The following is a 272-nucleotide window of genomic DNA, read 5'->3' as shown; positions in this document are numbered from 1 at the left end:
CAGCGGCGTCGTGGAGAACTAGCCGCCTAAGGCACCGAAATCGAGGCGACGGTTTTCTCAGCCTCGTCGCGAAGCTCAACGCCGGCAATGCCTGCCAGCTGCACCGGAGTGGCGCCGGTGATCTTGATCCGGCCGCTGGCGGTAGCTGTCCAACCGCAGGTTCGCTCTTCGGCGCCGTCCCTGCCTTTCACCCAAAGGTAGAGCGTCCCTTCGAGCGGCATCGACCGGCCTTCAACCTCCAGTTCGGTCCCCCAGTTCTTCTTCACCATTCC

The 272-nt window shown here is 63.6% G+C and carries 1 protein-coding gene; it reads right to left on the bottom strand.

Translation table 11 applies throughout. From position 1 onward, the window contains the following. Positions 1–26: 26 nt before the first annotated feature. The coding region (locus SB724_RS20135; protein WP_410572612.1) for a hypothetical protein at positions 27–272 on the bottom strand (246 nt) is incomplete at its 5' end.

Origin of the sequence: Bacillus sp. SIMBA_031, from assembly GCF_046535225.1 — a bacterium.
Taxonomy (GTDB): domain Bacteria; phylum Bacillota; class Bacilli; order Bacillales; family Bacillaceae; genus Bacillus; species Bacillus velezensis.
The sequence above is the reverse complement of the archived record's forward strand: the minus strand, read 5'-3'. Positions and strand labels throughout refer to the sequence as shown.